The 14,960-nt window shown below is 72.1% G+C and carries 16 protein-coding genes and 1 pseudogene; 6 read left to right on the forward strand and 11 right to left on the reverse strand.

Annotated features, from left to right (window positions below; genetic code table 11):
- The first annotated feature begins 38 nt into the window (after positions 1–38).
- Positions 39–1,346 (forward strand): YibE/F family protein, encoded by a 1,308-nt coding sequence (locus AB4K12_RS15055; protein WP_368434705.1) that lies wholly within the window; start codon positions 39–41, stop codon positions 1,344–1,346.
- Between the two features lie 322 nt (positions 1,347–1,668).
- Here AB4K12_RS15055 and AB4K12_RS15060 read toward each other — a convergent pair whose 3' ends face one another.
- From AB4K12_RS15060 to AB4K12_RS15070, 3 genes are all read right to left on the reverse strand, one after another.
- Complete coding sequence (locus AB4K12_RS15060; protein ID WP_086573811.1) at positions 1,669–2,115, reverse strand: SsgA family sporulation/cell division regulator; 447 nt, start codon at positions 2,113–2,115, stop codon at positions 1,669–1,671.
- Between the two features lie 430 nt (positions 2,116–2,545).
- The gene (locus AB4K12_RS15065) at positions 2,546–2,764 is read right to left on the reverse strand and encodes a DUF5326 family protein (protein ID WP_086573813.1); all 219 of its coding nucleotides are present in this window, start codon (positions 2,762–2,764) and stop codon (positions 2,546–2,548) included.
- A 218-nt stretch (positions 2,765–2,982) separates the two neighbouring features.
- Positions 2,983–3,300, reverse strand: coding sequence for a cupin domain-containing protein (locus AB4K12_RS15070; RefSeq protein WP_086568383.1), 318 nt, complete (start codon positions 3,298–3,300; stop codon positions 2,983–2,985).
- A 104-nt stretch (positions 3,301–3,404) separates the two neighbouring features.
- Between AB4K12_RS15070 and AB4K12_RS15075 the strand changes: the two genes are divergently transcribed.
- The 3 genes from AB4K12_RS15075 to AB4K12_RS15085 all read left to right on the forward strand — a co-directional run bounded on the left by AB4K12_RS15075 (position 3,405) and on the right by AB4K12_RS15085 (position 5,434).
- The gene (locus AB4K12_RS15075; RefSeq protein WP_086568385.1) at positions 3,405–3,785 is read left to right on the forward strand and encodes a phage holin family protein; all 381 of its coding nucleotides are present in this window, start codon (positions 3,405–3,407) and stop codon (positions 3,783–3,785) included.
- A 213-nt stretch (positions 3,786–3,998) separates the two neighbouring features.
- Positions 3,999–4,895, forward strand: coding sequence for a LysR family transcriptional regulator (locus AB4K12_RS15080; protein ID WP_362260105.1), 897 nt, complete (start codon positions 3,999–4,001; stop codon positions 4,893–4,895).
- Between the two features lie 41 nt (positions 4,896–4,936).
- Complete coding sequence (locus AB4K12_RS15085) at positions 4,937–5,434, forward strand: NUDIX domain-containing protein (RefSeq protein WP_086568388.1); 498 nt, start codon at positions 4,937–4,939, stop codon at positions 5,432–5,434.
- A gap of 23 nt (positions 5,435–5,457) precedes the next feature.
- Here the strand turns inward: AB4K12_RS15085 and AB4K12_RS15090 are convergent, their stop codons facing one another.
- The 3 genes from AB4K12_RS15090 to AB4K12_RS15100 form a co-directional block, all read right to left on the reverse strand.
- The gene (locus AB4K12_RS15090; RefSeq protein WP_368434706.1) at positions 5,458–6,783 is read right to left on the reverse strand and encodes a globin domain-containing protein; all 1,326 of its coding nucleotides are present in this window, start codon (positions 6,781–6,783) and stop codon (positions 5,458–5,460) included.
- A gap of 199 nt (positions 6,784–6,982) precedes the next feature.
- Positions 6,983–7,621: an HAD family hydrolase gene (locus AB4K12_RS15095; RefSeq protein WP_368434707.1), complete on the reverse strand. Its 639-nt coding sequence runs from the start codon at positions 7,619–7,621 to the stop codon at positions 6,983–6,985.
- A gap of 95 nt (positions 7,622–7,716) precedes the next feature.
- The gene (locus AB4K12_RS15100; protein WP_368434708.1) at positions 7,717–8,940 is read right to left on the reverse strand and encodes an MFS transporter; all 1,224 of its coding nucleotides are present in this window, start codon (positions 8,938–8,940) and stop codon (positions 7,717–7,719) included.
- A gap of 189 nt (positions 8,941–9,129) precedes the next feature.
- Between AB4K12_RS15100 and AB4K12_RS15105 the strand changes: the two genes are divergently transcribed.
- Positions 9,130–9,591, forward strand: a complete 462-nt coding sequence (locus AB4K12_RS15105) for a MarR family winged helix-turn-helix transcriptional regulator (RefSeq protein ID WP_368434709.1) — start codon at positions 9,130–9,132, stop codon at positions 9,589–9,591.
- Between the two features lie 81 nt (positions 9,592–9,672).
- Here AB4K12_RS15105 and AB4K12_RS15110 read toward each other — a convergent pair whose 3' ends face one another.
- Positions 9,673–10,035: an ArsR/SmtB family transcription factor gene (locus AB4K12_RS15110; protein WP_368434710.1), complete on the reverse strand. Its 363-nt coding sequence runs from the start codon at positions 10,033–10,035 to the stop codon at positions 9,673–9,675.
- 105 nt (positions 10,036–10,140) lie between these two features.
- Here AB4K12_RS15110 and AB4K12_RS15115 point away from each other — a divergent pair, with 105 nt between their 5' ends.
- Entirely contained in the window at positions 10,141–11,418 is a 1,278-nt protein-coding gene (locus tag AB4K12_RS15115; RefSeq protein ID WP_368434884.1) for an MFS transporter, read from the forward strand.
- Between the two features lie 12 nt (positions 11,419–11,430).
- Here the strand turns inward: AB4K12_RS15115 and AB4K12_RS15120 are convergent, their stop codons facing one another.
- The 4 genes and pseudogenes from AB4K12_RS15120 to AB4K12_RS15135 all read right to left on the reverse strand — a co-directional run bounded on the left by AB4K12_RS15120 (position 11,431) and on the right by AB4K12_RS15135 (position 14,955).
- Positions 11,431–11,922: a hypothetical protein gene (locus AB4K12_RS15120; protein ID WP_368434885.1), complete on the reverse strand. Its 492-nt coding sequence runs from the start codon at positions 11,920–11,922 to the stop codon at positions 11,431–11,433.
- A 57-nt stretch (positions 11,923–11,979) separates the two neighbouring features.
- Positions 11,980–12,183 (reverse strand): annotated as a pseudogene (locus AB4K12_RS15125) (helix-turn-helix domain-containing protein); the annotation flags it as partial.
- Between the two features lie 184 nt (positions 12,184–12,367).
- Positions 12,368–13,495: an alanine--glyoxylate aminotransferase family protein gene (locus tag AB4K12_RS15130; protein WP_368434711.1), complete on the reverse strand. Its 1,128-nt coding sequence runs from the start codon at positions 13,493–13,495 to the stop codon at positions 12,368–12,370.
- Between the two features lie 92 nt (positions 13,496–13,587).
- The gene (locus AB4K12_RS15135; protein ID WP_368434712.1) at positions 13,588–14,955 is read right to left on the reverse strand and encodes a serine hydrolase domain-containing protein; all 1,368 of its coding nucleotides are present in this window, start codon (positions 14,953–14,955) and stop codon (positions 13,588–13,590) included.
- Positions 14,956–14,960: the final 5 nt, after the last annotated feature.

The following is a 14,960-nucleotide window of genomic DNA, read 5'->3' on the forward strand; positions in this document are numbered from 1 at the left end:
CGGCGGGGAGGACCAGTGGGGCTTGCGATGATGCCCCGGTGACCAGCACCAGCCATCCCCCCCAACGTCACTCGCACGGCCATGCGCACAGCCACTCGCACAGCCATGGCCCCGCGACCCCCGTCTCGGCACATCTGCGCAAGGTGATCGCCGCCGTTCTCGTCCCGTTCGCGGCCGCGGTCGTGGCCGGCCTGATCATCCTGTGGCCCGGTGGCGTCCCACCGCATCCGCACACGGGACTGGGCCTCGACCAGCAGACCGAATCGGGCCGGGTCGTGAAGATCGAGGAGCTCGACTGCCCCAAGTCCGGTGCTCAACCGCCCCCGTCACAGCAGCAACAGGGAGCGCCTCAGCCCACCAAGGGCAAGTGCGAGAAGGCCGAGATCGAGGTGACCTCGGGCAAGGACAAGGGCCACACCTTCACGGAGATGGTGCAGCCGGACGCCTCGCGCCGCTACGACGTGGGCCAGGAGGTCGTCCTGGCCTACGCCCCGAAGGCGCCGGAGGCCCTTCGCTATTCGGTCACCGACGTGAACCGGACACTGCCGATGGCCATACTCGCGGGCATCTTCGCCCTGTCGGTCGTGGTGGTGGGCCGGCTGCGCGGCATCTTCGCGCTGGTGGCGCTGGTCATCAGCTTCGGCGTGCTGACGATGTTCATCCTCCCGGCCATCCTGCAGGGCTCCGATCCCCTGCTCGTCGCGGTGGTGGGCGGCAGCGCGATCATGCTGATCGCGCTCTACATGTGTCATGGGCTCAACGCCCGCACCTCCGTCGCCGTCCTCGGAACGCTGACGTCCCTGCTGGTCATCGGCCTGCTCGGGTCGTTCTTCATCGACTGGGCGCACCTGACGGGCAACACCGACGACCAGACGGGCCTGGTGCACGGGCTCTATCCGCAGATCGAGATCCGCGGCCTGCTGCTGGCCGGGATCATCATCGGCTCGCTGGGCGTGCTGGACGACGTCACGGTGACCCAGACGTCGGCGGTGTGGGAGCTGAAGGAGGCCGACCCCACGGCCAATTGGCGGAAACTGTACGGCTCGGCGATGCGCATCGGCCGGGACCACATCGCCTCCGTGGTGAACACGCTGGTACTGGCGTACGCGGGCGCCTCGCTGCCGCTGTTGCTGCTGTTCTCGATCGCGGACAGCGGGGTGAGCACGGTGGCGACCAGCGAGATCGTCGCGGCGGAGATCGTCCGCACGCTGGTCGGCAGCATCGGGCTGGTGGCCTCGGTCCCGGTGACGACCGTGCTGGCGGCGCTCGTTGTCAGCGCCGACCGGCAGACGGCGACCACGGGGAGGGGAAGGGCGCGCGGAGGCAGGCGGCGCCGCGCGAAGTGATCGACGGGTGATCGACGGTGGTCGACGGGTGGTCCGCCGGGGTTCGGTGAACTGGGGAGGGTCACGGGGACGATCGGCCCGGGCGTCGTCAACGGCCCCGGCGGGGGGTGGCAGTTGTTCGCGACCATGGGCACGGCCTGCGGGCCGGACATCGGTGCGAAAGGTGACAGTGTCGACAAAACCACTGTGAAGGGAGCAGCGGCGGGGGAAGCGGCGGCGGTCCGGCGGTCCGGACTGCGGCGACCGCGCCGCGGGGGGTGGCACCGCGCGCCGAGCGGGTGCCGATCGGGGAGGGCGCCAGCCGACCGGGCCGGTCGGCCCGCTAACCGGCGTTCTGACCCTCGGGATTGCCGGCGAGGATGCTGTCCAGCGCCGCGGCGAGCTCGTAGTCGAAGTCGGCGACCGTGCGCTCCTCGCCCAGCGGGGCCACGCGGTCGGTGCGGTCGAGGAAGGCCACCAGCGGCGCCGCGCCCGCCCGGAACAGCGCGCCCTCCCCACCCACTTGCAGCCGGATGAAGACGTCCGACAGGTGCTGGGAGGAGGCGGGGGCGATGTGCACATCGCCCTCGCCGGACGGCTGGCTCAGCCCGTCGAGCAGCAACTCGCGGGCGAAGGCCCAGGTCACCGGGGCGTCGCCGGGGAGGTGGAAGGTGAACTTCACCGCGTACGGATCACTGCTGTCGTAGCCCAGCTCCACCGGGATCCGGAAGGACAGCTCCTCGGAGACGAGGAACGTCATGACCACTTCTGCCTGAACTGTGTCGCGCATCGCCCAATGCCCCGTCTTCGTCGGTTTGGCAGGGATTGAAGCCTGATGGCCCCAATGACGCCATAGTCTGACAAGAACGCCCAGTGGATCACAAGGAGTGATTTTCCAGTTACTCATGGAGACCGAGGGTGAGCATACGAGCTCGCCGACTCTGGAGCGTAGCGACTCGACTACTGCATGGAGTCGTAACCAGGGGATTTGCTGGCACGGAACAGCCGAGAACTGGCCAAAGTGGCCCGAGGGCGCACGGATTACCGTTTACGCCCCCGGGCTTCGCGTTCACGTTGACGGAGAGATGTTGACGGAAGAGATAACTCCCCGCCTTCCGCTTCGTTGAGTTGACCGAGCGGACACCGAACGGTGGCGTGGGCGACGCCGCCTGCCGGTGGGGACGTTCCGGGCGGCACGTCACGTCCGGAACGACCGGCCCCTACCAGTCGCCCCTCGACGACGAGGACGACGTGAACTTCTTGACGACGAAGATCAGGCCACCGACGAGAGCGACCAGCAGCAGCGCCTTGAAGAGCAGGCTGATGACAAAGCCGAGCACGCTCATGATCAGGCTGCCGAACACCAGCAGGACGAGGACCGGCACGGCGATCCACTTCACCCACCACGGCATCCCGTCGAATATCCCCTTCTCGGCCATGTCGATCCCTGCTCTCCGCTTCGCGCGTGATTTCACGCGGCCTCGTCACATCACGGCCGGTCGGACTTCCACGGCGAATGCCGTGGGGGGAGTCTGCGGCCGCCCGGAGCGGAATGCCCCGGCCTGCATTCGATGCTAGGGCGGCGGGACCTTCCGGCGGGGCCCGCGCAGCCCCCGTCCTCCCCTGAACCGCCCCCTACGGGATCGCGGGGTCCGGCTCAGCTCTCGGGCGGAGAGAAGACCACCAGAACCCTCAGATCCTCGCTGATGTGGTGGAAGCGGTGGACCACCCCGGCGGGGACGTACACCACGCTGCCGCGCCCCACCGTCGTGGTCTCCTCCCCGACCGTGACGGACGCCCGGCCGCTCATCACCACGTACACCTCGTCCTGGAGGTGCGGCCCCTGGGGGTCGGCGTCGCCGGCGTTCAGCGCGTACAGCCCGACGGACATGTTCCGTTCGCGCAGGAACTGCAGGTAGGCGCCGTCATTGGCGACCCGCTCGGCCTCGAGCTCATCCAGCCGGAACGCTTTCATGCGTGGTCCATCCCTCGCCGTACCGATCGCCGCGCCGGTCACCCCGGCGCCCGCGCCCATCGAGCGGATCTTCATCGACCGCGCCCGTCTGCAACGATCTCACCATGAAGAATTTCGTAGTCAAGACGATCGCCAACGCGGCGGCCCTGGCGGTAGCCATCTGGCTGCTCAAGGGCATCACCCTGTCCGGCGAGAACACCGCCCGCAAGGTGGTCACGCTCTTCCTCGTCGCGCTCGTCTTCGGCGCGGTCAACTTCATCGTCAAGCCGGTGGTGAAGCTGCTGTCGTTCCCGCTCTTCATCCTCACCCTCGGCCTGATCACGCTGGTCATCAACGCCCTGATGCTGTTGCTGACCTCGTGGCTCGCGGACCGGCTGGACCTGGCCTTCCACGTGGGCGGCTTCTGGCCCGCCCTGGTCGGCGGCGTGATCATCTCCGTCGTGGCCTGGGCGATGCACATGATCCTGCCGGACGAGAACGACTGACGGCGGGCCGCGTCCGGCGTCGGCGGACCACGGCACGAGGACGGCTCGAGCCTCCCCCCTCTTGGCTCGAGCCGTCGCGGCTCCACGCGTGAAGAACCGCGCGACCCAGGCTAGTTGACTCTGCGTCAGTGTCCAATCACGCTAGCGACACAGACCTATCGACTTATTTATAGTTCCCCTACGGCCGATGGCGGCGAACAAGGGGATGACAGCATGGATCTGGCCCTTTTACGCACATTCGTCACGGTGCACCGGGCTGGCTCCTTCACCCGTGCCGCCGCCCTGCTCGGCCTCTCCCAGCCCGCCGTCACCAGCCAGATCAGGACCCTGGAACGACAGCTGGGCCGCCCCCTCTTCCTGCGTCAGGCCCGCGGCGTGCGCCCCACCACCACCGGCGACGAGCTCGCCCACAAGATCGCCCCGCATGTCGACGCCCTGTTGGAGATCGCCGAGGCCGACCTCGACGACCAGCGGGCCAACCGCACACTGCACCTGGCCGGTCCCCCCGAGTTCACCGCCCTGCGCGCACTGCCCGCGCTCACGCCCCTCATCGTCCAGGGGCTGACCGTGCGCGCCGCCCACGGCATGGCCGAGGACCTCTTCGACGGCCTGGGCGCCGGCCATCACGACCTCGTCGTCACCACTTCCCGCCCGCGCGGACGGCTGCTGGCCGCCACGCCCCTCTGCGACGAGGAGCACGTCCTGGTCGCAGGCCCCCGCTGGGCGGCCCGCCTGGGAGGCGCCGCCGTCGTCCGCGACAAGGGCGTGCACGCGCTGGAGGACCTGCCCGTCGTCGAGGTCCACGAGAGCCTGCCGTTCGTCTCCCGCTACTGGGCCGCCGTCTTCGACACCAAGCCCACCGCCGCGGGCGCCGTCATCGCCCCCGACCTGCGCGCCGTCCTCTCCTGCGTCGCGGCCGGGGCCGGCATCGGCGTCCTGCCGCGCTACCTGTGCGGCGACGCCCTCGACAGCGGGGAGGTGGTCGCCCTGCTCGACCCGCCGGTGCCCCCGCTGCGCACCTATTTTCTGGTCGTCCGGGCCGGCTCCCTGGCCCACCCGCATCTGGCCAGGGCGCACGAGTGGCTGTTGCGTGCTGCCGTTTCCTGGTGAGAAAGGGTTTCGCGGAGGGGACCGTGCGGCAGATGTCCCCTATGACCGAACGGCCCGTGGTCAAACGCACCGCCCGCGCCATCCTGCTCGACGGCGAGCCCGGCTCCGACGCGCTCGACATGATCCTCATCAAACGCACCAAGCCCGACGAGGCCCCGTACTGGATCACCCCCGGCGGAGGAGTCGAGCCCGAGGACCCGACCGTCGTCGCCGCCCTCCACCGGGAGGTCGACGAAGAGCTCGGGGCGAAAGTCGTCGACGTGGTCCCCGCCTTCGTCGACACCGTCTCGCACTCCCTGCACCACGCCGCCCACGGCGTGAAGGTGCAGCACTTCTTCGTCTGCCGGCTCGCCTCCATGGATCTCTCGCGCCGCCACGGCCCCGAGGTGGACGAGCCCCTCGGCACATACGAGGTCGTCCGCATCCCCTTCACCCGGGCGGGCATCGACTCGGTGGAGGTGGTGCCGCCGTCGCTGCGCGCCTTCCTCCACGCCAACATCGAGGGCGTACGCGCCCTGCTCGCCGCCGACCTGGGGTGACGGGCCGGCCCATCGGACACCCCCTAGGTCGCGGACGCCGTCAGCTCGTCGAGCGAGTCGTGCCGTATGCGATCGGCGGGCATGCCGATGCCGACCAGGGTGTCCACGCCGCTGCGGATCATGCCGGGAGGACCGGAGAGATACGCGTCGTAGGCGTTCCACGGCCCGTACTTACGGACGACCTGAGGCAGTTGCCCGCTCAGGCCGAGGGTGGGGCCGTCGGAGATCACCGGACGGACCATGAGCCAGCGGTGCGACTTCTGCAGCCTGAGCATGGTGTCGATGTCGTAGAGATCGTCGTTGTGCCGGGCGCCGTAGAACACGTCCACGGGACGGCTGCGGCCGTGCCGCGCGACGTCCTCCACCAGGGCCTTGATGGGGGCGATGCCGGTGCCGCCGCCCAGGCAGAGCAGGCCGTTGTCGCTGCCGTGGTCGACGGTCATCGAACCCGTGGGCGGCCCCAGGCGGATGACGTCGCCGGGGCGGGCGCGGTGCACCAGCGCGCGGGAGACCCAGCCGGCCGGGACGGCCTTGACGTGGAAGGACAGCAGACCGTCGGGGCGGGGCGCGCAGGAGAAGGAGTAGTTGCGCCAGACCCTCGGCCACCACGGCGTCTCCAGGCTCGTGTACTGGCCGGCGCGGAAGGAGTAGGGCCGGTCGGGCCGTACGGTCACGACGGCGATGTCCGGCGTGCGCGACTCGTGCGAGACGATCTCGGCCTGCCACCAGGCCGGGGACGTGCGCGCGTCCTCGGCCGCCGCGTCGATCATGATCTGGGAGATCGCGGTATAGGCCCGCACCCACGCCGCCTCGGCGTCCGCGTTCCAGCTGTCCCGCGCGTAGTGGGCCAGCGCCCCGATCAGGCACTCGCCGACGGCGGGGTAGTGGGCGGACTCGGTGCCGTACTTGCGGTGGCCGCGGCCCAGTTGGGAGAGGTACTCGGTGAGGGTGGCGGTGTCGTCGACGTGCCGGGCGGCGGTGAGCAGGGCCCTGAAGAGCCGGTCGCGCTGGGTGTCCATGGCGGCGGGGAAGAGGGCCCGCAGGCCGGGGTGGCGCAGGAACAGCAGCGCGTAGAAGTACGAGACGACCTTGTCGGCACTCGGTTCGATCTCGGCCAGCGTGCGGCGGATCAGCAGGGCGTCGGGGGACGGTCCGGCCGCCGGCGCGCCGGCGGAGGCGGGGCCGGGCGCGGGGCGCCGGCCGGCCGGGCCCCCGGTTCGGCGCGAGGGCGCGGCCCCCTCCGGTAACCGAGGCGGCCCCCCCTGGGCGCCCGGCCGGGTGAACCAGCCCCGCTCACCCGCGTCGCCGGTGGTGCGGCCGTCGGCCGAGGGGGTGGTCGGAGCGTTCATGGTCGCGTCGCCTCGCCTCGAACATCTCGGTGTTCCAGCACGCGCAGCATTCCACCCCTTGCCCGGCGCCCGGCAAGCTTTGCCGGAAGTCCCCGCACCGCTCCCCCGGTTGGGGATAGGCTGCGCTCCTTTCCGGCCCGCCGGTAAGCCCGTGGGACGCCAGGGCGTGTCCCGCCCGTGCCGGCCCGTCGGCCACGCCCTACGCCCGGGGCGCGTCCGCCACCAGCGCGTAGGCCTCCCTGAGGTCACGCCCGCCGTAGGCGTGGGAGGCGATGTCCCGCACATGGTGGTCGGCGTTGACGGCGACCGACACCGGGACCACCGCGAAGAGCCGGGCGTCCGACATGGAGTCGCCGTACGCCACGCAGTCGGCGCGGCCCAGGCCGTAGCGCTCGCACAGCTCGTCGGCGATCCGGACCTTCGCGGACGCGTCGAGGATGCCCGCCGGGTCCACCGGGTCGCGGAACGGCACGGCGGGCCACCGCGAGCCATGGGCCGCGTCCGCTCCCCAGTCCAGCAGGCGTTCGACGAAGAACCCCGGCGACAGCGAGATCACCGCGCACCGCTCGCCCCGCGCCCGTATCTCCTGCCAGACGTCCCGGATGCCCGCCAGCCAGGGCGCGCCCTCGAAGGCCGCCGCCACCTGCGGCTCGGTCAGCTCTCCCCAGAGCTCCACCGCCAGCTCGGCGAACCGGGGCGGCGTCAGCTCCCCCGCCGCGAACGCCTTCTCCAGCTCGCCGATCTCCGTCTCCAGCCCGAGCTGCCGGGAGATCTCCACCGCGGCCGCCGATCCGTGGATCAGCGTGCCGTCGAGGTCGAACAAGTGCAATCTGCTCATGACGACCGAGCGTAGGCGCACTCCCGCCGCGAGGGATCACGCCCCTGACCTCTGCCCGGGCCACGACCGGCCCCCGGGTCCCGGCCGCCCGCCGCTCAGCGGGCGGCCGGCGAGGCCTCCCGCTCGGCGGCCACGGGCGATCCCCCGGCGACCACGCGCCCGGCCGAGGGGGCCGTGGTGCGCCGCTCGAGCGACGCGGAGAGCAGGGCGAGGAGCAGCGCGGAGGCGGCCATGGCGGCGCCGACCCAGTTGGGGGCGGTGTAGCCGAAGCCGGCGGATATCACGAGGCCGCCGAGCCAGGCCGCCATGGCGTTACCCAGGTTGAAGGCGCCGATGTTGACGGCGGAGGCGAGGGTGGGGGCGTCGGCGGTCTGGTCGAGCACCCGCTTCTGCAGCGGGGGGACGGTCGCGAAGCCGAAGGCGCCGATGAGCGGGATGGTGACGGCGGCCGCGGTCTTGTCGTGCGCGGTGAGCGGCAGCAGGGCGAGCAGGACCGCCAGTCCGCCGAGGGCGGTGAAGAGCATGGGCATCAGCGCGCGATCGGCGTACCGGCCTCCGATCAGGTTGCCGACGAGCATGCCGAGGCCGAAGAGGACGAGCAGCCAGGTGACGGACGAGGGGGCGTAGCCGGCGACGTCGGTCATCATCGGGGCGAGGTAGGTGCTCATGGTGAAGACGCCGCCGAAGCCGAGGACGGTCATCGCCATGGCGAGCAGGACCTGGGGGTTGCGGAAGGCCGCGGTCTCGCCGCTGAGCCGGGTGCGCTCGGGCCGGGGCTGCGGGGGCACGAGGGCGGCGATGCCCAGGACGGCGAGGACGCCGAGCCCGGCGATGATCAGGAACGTGACGCGCCAGCCCACGTTCTGGCCGACCAGGGTGCCCATCGGCACGCCGACCACCGTGGAGGTGGTCAGCCCCGTGAACATCATCGCTATCGCGCCCGCCTTCTTCTGCGGGGCGACGAGCCCGGCGGCGACGATCGACCCGATGCCGAAGAACGCCCCGTGCGCGAGCGACGCGACGATCCGTCCGGCGAGCATCAGCGAGAAGACGGGGGCGGCGGCGGAGATTGTGTTGCCCACGACGAACAGGCCCATGAGGCCCATGAGCATCGTCTTGCGCGGAATCCGGCCCCCGAGGATGGCCAGGACCGGCGCCCCGACGACGACGCCGAGCGCGTAGCCGGTGGTCAGGAGGCCGGCGGTGGGGATGGAGACGCCGAACTCGTCCGCGATCTCGGGAAGCAGGCCCGAGGTGACGAATTCGGTCGTGCCGATACCGAAGGCGCCGATGGCGAGCGCCAGCAGGGCGAGTGGCATGACGGGGGTCCTTAGCGGAGGCAGCGGTGGGCGAAGTCTTTGCGGCAGACTTTTACCGGCCTCAACAATAATTGCAGACGCGGGTTACTTGCAAGCGCGGGCCATTGCGGCGGGGAGATACGCTGGTCGGGAGCGACTCGAACGGCACGTGCCCCGGCGACCGCGTACGACTCCGAAGGAGGGTCATCCATGTCCCACACCCCGGACCCCGCCCTGACCGGCCTGGCGCAGGGCTGGTGCGCGCTGTCCGCGCTGCACAGCCGCATAGAGGCCCATCTCGAGCGGGCGCTGCAGGCCCATCACGAGCTGAGCGTGCGCGAGTTCTCGGTGCTCGACGTCCTCAGCCGCCAGCACGACGGCGACGGCGGGCACCTGCGCATGAACGAAGTCGCCGACGCCGTCGTACTCAGCCAGAGCGCGACGACGCGCCTGGTCAACCGCATGGAGGACCGCGGTCTGCTGACCCGCTACCTCTGCCTCACCGACCGCCGCGGCATCTACACCGACGTCACCGAGGCCGGCCGCTCCCTGCTGGACCAGGCCCGTCCCACCAACGACGCCGCGCTGCGCGAGGCGCTGCACGAGGCGTCGGGCCGCGCCGAACTCGCCCCGCTGGTCGCCGCCGTGGAAGGCCTCACCCCGGCCTCCTGACCGGCACCCCGCGCCCCGCGCCCGCCGTCAGGCCGGGCGCATCACGCCCCGCCGTCAGGCCGGGCGCGCCGCGCCTGATCGTCAGGCCGACTCGGACGGCGTCCAGTCGGCCACCAGTCGCAGCAGTCCCGGGAAGCGCGCCTCGAGGTCGTCGATCCGCACATGGCTGCGCCGCTCGAGCCCGTACTGCCGCTGCCGGATGACCCCGGCCTCCCGCAACGCCTTGAAGTGATGCGTGAGCGAGGACTTGGGCCGGTCCAGCCCGAACCACCCGCAGGTGTGATCGAACTTCTCCCGCTCCAGCAGGAGTTTGCACACGATCCCCAGTCGCAGCGGGTCGCTCAGCACCCCCAGCACCGCCTCGAGCCGCAGGTCGCCGACCGCGGGCTCGGGAAGCGGCTCGGGCGCGTCCGCCGGCACGGGCAGAACCTTGAAGGCCGTCATCGGCGTTCTCACCTTTCCGTCAACCTTGTACGACTCCAATCGTACAGCGTGCTAAGTTCGATAAAACTCGTACTGAGCGCGAACCGAGGGGGACCCATGACGGCCATGACCACGACCACGACCAGGGCAACGGCCCCGACCACGAAGGCGACCGGCGGGACACAGGCGACGGCGCCGCCGGCGCCCGCGCCCCGCCGGTGGATCTGGCTCGCGGCCTGGCCCGTGACGGCGGTGTTCATCCTGTCCAACGCGGCGACACCGCTGTACGTCCTGTGGCAGCGCGACATCGGCTTCTCCCGGGGCACGCTGACGATCGTCTTCGCCTCCTACATCGCCGGCCTCATCGGCTCGCTGCTGGTCTCGGGCGTGGCCTCGGACCGGATCGGCCGCAAGCCGGTGCTGCTCCCGGCGCTGGCGCTCGCCGCGATCGCCTGCGTGATCTTCGCGACCGCGTCCTCCGTCGCCGAGCTGATCGCCGCCCGGCTGCTCAGCGGAATCGCCGTCGGCGCGGTCGTGTCCGCCGGCATGGCGGCGGTGGCGGACGTGGCGGGCCCGGCGCGCAGGCGGCTGGCGGCGCTGCTCGCCTCGAGCGCGATGGTGCTCGGCGCCGGGCTGGGCCCGCTGCTGGCGGGCGTGCTGTCCGAGACGCTGCCCGCCCCGACGGCGGCCGTCTTCCTCGTCGAGATCGTCCTGCTCGCCCTGGCCTTCGCCGTCGTCGTGCGCATGCCGCTGCCGCGCCCGGCCGAGGGGCCGGGACGACGCACGGGCGGGTCGTGGGTGCGGCTGCCCAAGGTGCCGCGGGGCGCGGGCGGCCGGCTGCTGGCGGGTGCGGCGGCGTTCGCGCCGGGCATCACCGCGACGTCGTTCGTGCTCTCGCTCGGCCCGTCCCTGCTGTCCGGGCTGCTGGGCACGACCAGTCGCGCGGTGGCCGGCGGCATGGCGTTCGCGATGTTCCTCGCCTCGACGACGGTGCAGTTCGCGGTCCGGCGGCTGCGCGTCCGTACGATTCTGCTCGCCGCCTCGGTGAGCACGGCCGTGAGCATGGCCGCCCTGATCGGCGCGGTGCGCACCTCGTCCGTCGTCCTGCTCGCCGCCGCCGCGATCGTCGTCGGAGCCGGGCAGGGCATGGGCCAGCTCGGCGGTGTCTCCCTGCTGAACTCCACGGTCCCCGCCGGGCGTCTGGCCGAGGCCAACGCCGCACTGAACGTCAGCGGCTACCTCCCCGCCGGCCTGCTGCCCGTGGCGGCCGGCTACCTGAGCGACGCCGTCGGCCTGACCTCGGGGGCGACCACGTTCGGCGTCGCGCTCATCGGCCTCGCGGCGACCGGCGGCCTCGTCATCGCCAAGGGCCGCGGGTCCGCCGAGACCACCGGGTCCGCGTGAGGCGGGCCGCCGTCACGTGCCCGTACGCGCCCGTGCCCGCTCGCGGTGCGCCCGCTGCCGGCAGGCGCCGCCGCAATACCGCGCGGGCCGGCCCGTACGCGACACCCGCACCGGGCCCCCGCATGCCGCGCATCCCGTTTCGTTACGCCGTACGGCCGGATTCGGGGGCAGTTTCGTCACATGACGCCCCGGCCGCAGACTGTCGCACAGCAGCGCCGTCATCCTTCCCGGTGCCACCGCCGGACCCCGCCGCTGCTCCATCGAAAGACAGCCCATGAGCAGGGCCATCACATCGTCGATGGTCACGTCCTTCCGTACGGCGGCGGCCTGTTGGGCCCGCTCGAGCAGGACCGTCAGCGCCTCGCGGAAGCCCTCCTCGACGCCGGGAGAGGGCTCGAGACTGCCCTCCAGGGCGTCGCACAGGCCCTTGTTCCGTACCGACAGCCGTACGACCGCCGAAAGATAGCGGAAGAAGACCGCTCCGGGGTCGTCCGCGTGCGCCAACTCCCTTGCCGTATCGGTGAATAGCCGCACACGGTCCACAACCGTGGCCCTGAACAGGGCTTCCTTGGACGGGAAATGACGGTAGACGGTGCCCGTGCCGACGCCGGCACGGCGCGCGATCTCACCGAGCGGAACCGCCAACCCGGCTTCCTCGAAAGCGGATCGGGCGGCCTGGAGGACGAGTTCCCTGTTGCGGCGTGCGTCCGAGCGGAGCGACGGGGCGAGGGGCGGGGGCGGAGACGGACTCCTGCGCCGGGCCATGCGCGGGGACCTTCCGGGAGGGCGGATCGAAACGGGACGTGGGTTCCGATTCTATTCGCGTGTGACGACGAGGAGGCCCACGCGACATAAGGGTGATAAGCGACAGAGAACGCAAAAAAGGCCGCTGCCGGTGCGAGAAGCACCGGCAGCGGCCTTGCGCGAAGGGCGGCCCGGGGGCCGTGCGTCAGCCCGCGATCACCGCGTCCCAGGCGTCGCCCGCGGCCCGCACGACCCCGGCCGGGTCCGCGACCTGCACGCCCAACGCCCGCAGGCCCTCACCGAACGCCGCCAGCGAGGCGAGCACGACCTCCCGGTCCGCGTCCAGGCCGTAGTGGTTGACGCGGATCATCTCCTTGGCCAGAGAGCCTGCCGCCGCCTGTACGGGCACCGAGGCGTCGGCCGCCAGGGCCGCCGCCACGACGTCCCGGGCGTCGATGCCCTCCGGGGCGCGCAGCGTGGTGGCCGCCGGGGCCGCGTCCTCGTCACGGATCACGTAGGGGGCCAGGGCGCCGAGCGCCCGTACGCCCGCGCGCGTCGCGGCCGAGGCGGCGCGGTGGCGGGCGATGACGCCGTCCAGACCGTCGGCCTCGATGCGGTCGAGGGCCTGCTCCAGCGCGAGCATCTCCAGCTGCGCGGGGGCGTGCGGCAGCGCGGTGCGGCCGCCGTCGATCCAACGCTCCTTCCAGTCCAGGAGGGAGAGGTAGGAACGGCGGGGCGCCTGCTCGTTGGCGGCGATGCGCTCCCAGGCGCGGGCGCTGACCGACACGGCCGACACCCCGGCCGGCCCCGCCATGGCCTTCTGACCGCCGATCACGCACAGGTCGACGCCCCACTCGTCCGTGAGCAGCGGCTCGGCGGCGACGGAGGCCACCGCGTCCAGCATCAGCAGCGCGCCGTGCTCGCGGACCACCGCGCCGATCTCCGCGACGGGGTTGGTGTTGCCGGTGGCCGCCTCGGCGTGGACGAGGCTGACGAAGTCGATGTCCGGGTGCGCGCGCAGCGCGTCGGCGACCTGGGCGGGGGTGACCGCGCCGCTGAAGGGCGCGGCCACCGTGACGACCTCGGCGCCGCAGGAGCGCAGCCAGCCGCCGAACGTCTCGCCGTACGGGCCGGTGATGATGTTGAGCGCGGTGCTGCCGGGGCGTACGGCCGAACGAATGCACGCCTCCAGCGGCAGCAGGGCCTCGCCCTGCATCGCGACCACGGTCTCGCGGGTGCGCATCAGCGCCGCGACCTTGTCCTCGATGCGGGCGAAGTGACCGGCGCCGAGGGGCGCCAGGTCGAGCAGGGCCGGTGCGGTGTTCGCAGTCACGGTGCCTTCCAGGTGGTATCGCGCCGCGTGTCCGGCGCCGCCAGTCTCCCGTCGACTCTACGTCCGCACCCCGGCCCGGTCAGACCATCGGACTAACGCCAGCCGCCCGCGTCGACGCCGCCCGGCACCGCCTCTCCCGCCTCGTACGGCTCGCGGGTGAACACGAAGGTGCCGATGTCCAGATGGCTCACCGCCCCGCCCTCGCCCCGGACGACCGACAGGGTCTCGCCGGCGTAGTAGCCGTCGAGACCGGTCCAGGTCCCGTCCTCCTCCGCGCGGAAGCGCGCCGCGCGCCCGCCGTCGCCCAGCGGCGCCAGCCGCAGCTCCCGGCCGCCGGCCAGGCGCAGCGCGAAGGGGGCGGCGCCCCAGTACCAGGGCCCGGTCAGCTCCAGCAGCCGCCCGTCCACGTCGTCGAGGGGGCGCCACGGCACCGGAATGCGGGGCTCCCGCTCGGCGACCGTGCCCACGAGGTCCGCGGCGATGGCCGGGATGCCGAGCTGGGAGGTGGCGTTGCCGAGGACGACCGCGGCGACGCCGTCCTCGGCGCTGATCCACAGGGTTCCCACGAACCCCGGCATCGTGCCGACGTGGCCGTGCAGGAAGCGCCCGGACTGCCAGCTCAGCAGGGTGCCCAGGCCATAGGCCGCCGCGCGGTCCGCGTCCTGCGGCTCGGTGCGCGGGGTGCGCATCTCGGCGAGCGACCGTGCGCCCAGCACCCGGTCGTCGCCGTCCAGCAGGAACGCCGCGAACCGGCACAGATCGGCCGCCGTGGACCACAGCTGACCGGCCGGGGCCATCCGCCCGGTGTCCACCGCCGGTTCCGGAAGGAGTACGTCCGCCCAGGGGTGCACGGCCCAGCCCCGGGCATGCGGCGCCTGGGGCTCGAGGGTCGTACGGTGCATGCCCAGCGGCTCGAGCACCTCCCGGCGCAGCACCTCGTACCAGTCCTGCCCGCGCAGCCGCTCGACCAGGGCGCCCAGCAGCGCGAAGCCGACGTTGGAGTAGTGGTGCAGGAGCCCCGGCGCGTGGCGCTGGGCGCGTTCGCCGAAGAGGTCGGCGAGCTCGGGGCGCAGCGCGCCGTCCGTGCGCTCCCACCACGGCCCGCCGGTCTCGGCGGCCAGCCCCGAGGTGTGCGACAGCAGCTGGGCGATGGTCGCGTCGCTGCCCTCGGGCGTCTCCAGGTACGCGCCGAGACGGTCGTCGAGGTCGAGCAGTCCCTCGTCGCGCAGCCGCATCACCAGGACCGCGACGAACGTCTTGGTGATCGAACCGATCCGGTACTGCGTGTCCGCCCCCGGAACGTCCCCGTCCACGGCGCCCCACCCCGCCGACCACACCATGCGCCCCTCACGCATCACCGCACCCACGAGCGCGGGTGTGCGCCCCTCCACCTGGCCGGTGGCGAGGCGGTGCAGCAGGGCACGGCGGGTATCGGGCAGCAGTTCGTACGAATCCGTCATGTCCG

The organism is Streptomyces sp. C36 (assembly GCF_040932295.1).
Classification (GTDB): Bacteria; Actinomycetota; Actinomycetes; order Streptomycetales; family Streptomycetaceae; genus Streptomyces; species Streptomyces triculaminicus.

Bases quoted from the DNA above. Each gene is read 5' to 3' on its own strand.
- AB4K12_RS15060 (WP_086573811.1), bottom strand. From the start codon at position 2,115: ATGCGCGACACAGTTCAGGCAGAAGTGGTCATGACGTTCCTCGTCTCC.
- AB4K12_RS15065 (WP_086573813.1), bottom strand. From the start codon at position 2,764: ATGGCCGAGAAGGGGATATTCGACGGGATGCCGTGGTGGGTGAAGTGG.
- AB4K12_RS15070 (WP_086568383.1), bottom strand. From the start codon at position 3,300: ATGAAAGCGTTCCGGCTGGATGAGCTCGAGGCCGAGCGGGTCGCCAAT.
- AB4K12_RS15075 (WP_086568385.1), top strand. From the start codon at position 3,405: ATGAAGAATTTCGTAGTCAAGACGATCGCCAACGCGGCGGCCCTGGCG.
- AB4K12_RS15080 (WP_362260105.1), top strand. From the start codon at position 3,999: ATGGATCTGGCCCTTTTACGCACATTCGTCACGGTGCACCGGGCTGGC.
- AB4K12_RS15085 (WP_086568388.1), top strand. From the start codon at position 4,937: ATGACCGAACGGCCCGTGGTCAAACGCACCGCCCGCGCCATCCTGCTC.
- AB4K12_RS15090 (WP_368434706.1), bottom strand. From the start codon at position 6,783: ATGAACGCTCCGACCACCCCCTCGGCCGACGGCCGCACCACCGGCGAC.
- AB4K12_RS15095 (WP_368434707.1), bottom strand. From the start codon at position 7,621: ATGAGCAGATTGCACTTGTTCGACCTCGACGGCACGCTGATCCACGGA.
- AB4K12_RS15100 (WP_368434708.1), bottom strand. From the start codon at position 8,940: ATGCCACTCGCCCTGCTGGCGCTCGCCATCGGCGCCTTCGGTATCGGC.
- AB4K12_RS15105 (WP_368434709.1), top strand. From the start codon at position 9,130: ATGTCCCACACCCCGGACCCCGCCCTGACCGGCCTGGCGCAGGGCTGG.
- AB4K12_RS15110 (WP_368434710.1), bottom strand. From the start codon at position 10,035: ATGACGGCCTTCAAGGTTCTGCCCGTGCCGGCGGACGCGCCCGAGCCG.
- AB4K12_RS15115 (WP_368434884.1), top strand. From the start codon at position 10,141: ATGACCACGACCACGACCAGGGCAACGGCCCCGACCACGAAGGCGACC.
- AB4K12_RS15135 (WP_368434712.1), bottom strand. From the start codon at position 14,955: ATGACGGATTCGTACGAACTGCTGCCCGATACCCGCCGTGCCCTGCTG.